This window comes from Trueperaceae bacterium (genome assembly GCA_031581195.1).
GTDB lineage: Bacteria > Deinococcota > Deinococci > Deinococcales > Trueperaceae > SLSQ01.
This window is the reverse complement of record JAVLCF010000230.1, coordinates 1-1,147: the sequence shown is the minus strand read 5'-3', so window position 1 is coordinate 1,147 and position 1,147 is coordinate 1. Positions and strand designations below refer to the sequence as shown.

1 protein-coding gene is annotated in these 1,147 nt (G+C 71.6%); it reads left to right on the top strand.

What is annotated here, in order from left to right:
• Positions 1 to 419 precede the first annotated feature (419 nt).
• On the top strand, positions 420 to 1,147 hold a 728-nt coding region (locus tag RI554_11650), incomplete at its 3' end, for a fasciclin domain-containing protein (GenBank protein ID MDR9392667.1).

Here is a 1,147-nt window from a genome sequence, read left to right as displayed (position 1 = left end):
CGACCGCGTTCGACGGCCAGGTAGTACGTGAGCGCCTCCGCCTTGCGGTAGCGGAAGCGGACCGGCACCCCGCCGACCAGCACGCGCGGCGGCCCGATGACGTCGACGTGCACTGGGCCGAGGGAAGCAGAGGAGGAGCCGTCGACCACGCCGCCATAGTAACCGTGTGACCTTCGTTTCAAAGCCACGTAAAGCCTGTGACGGCTCGAACCGTGGCGTAGCGCACGGGCACCGTGAGCGTTGCCGCAGACCGAAACGCCCGCGGCGCCTATGCTCACATCCGGTCGTTCCCGCGCACCCCGGCGCCCGACCGTCGGTCTCGGGCCCCGTTCGGCCCGGGTCCGTGGCATCGCAGTCCCGTCCACGATCGTGCATGTCTCGTCCGTGCGCGCCGCGCACGCCCACGCCAAGGAGGCACCATGCGTTCCATCGTTCTGTCCCTGCTCGCCGCCGTCGCGCTCACCGGAGCCGCCACGGCCCAAACCATCCCCGAGGTCGCCGCCTCGGCCGGTTCGTTCGACACCCTCGTCACCGCGGTGCAGGAGGCCGGCCTCGTCGACACCCTCGCCAGCGACGGGCCGTTCACCGTCTTCGCACCCACCGACGACGCCTTCGCCGCGCTGCCCGACGGCCTGCTCGAGACCGTGCTCGCCGATCCCGACCTGCTCACCGCCGTGCTGACGTACCACGTCGTCGCCGGCGAGGTCCCCGCCAGCGACGTCGTGAACCTCGCCAGCGCCGAAACCGTGCAGGGCGAGTCGGTCACCATCCAGGTCGAGGGCGGCACCGTTCACGTCAACGACGCCACCGTCGTGCAGGCCGACGTCGCGGCCGACAACGGCCTCATTCACGTCGTCGACACCGTCCTCCTGCCGCCGTCCGTCGTGGCCGCCTCCACCGACGCCATCCGCCTCCCGGTCGGGTCGCTCGGCGACTCGGGCGTCTCCGGCGACATTACGCTCGAGCGCGCCCAGGGCGGCACCCTCGTGACGCTCGACCTCGACGGCACCCCCGAGGGCGGCAACCACCCCGCCCACTTCCACACCGGCGACTGCAGCGCGCCCGGTCCCGTCGCCATCCCCCTCAACAACGTCGACGGGACCACCGGGATGTCGGTCACGCAGGTCGACGCGCCGATCGAAGCGAT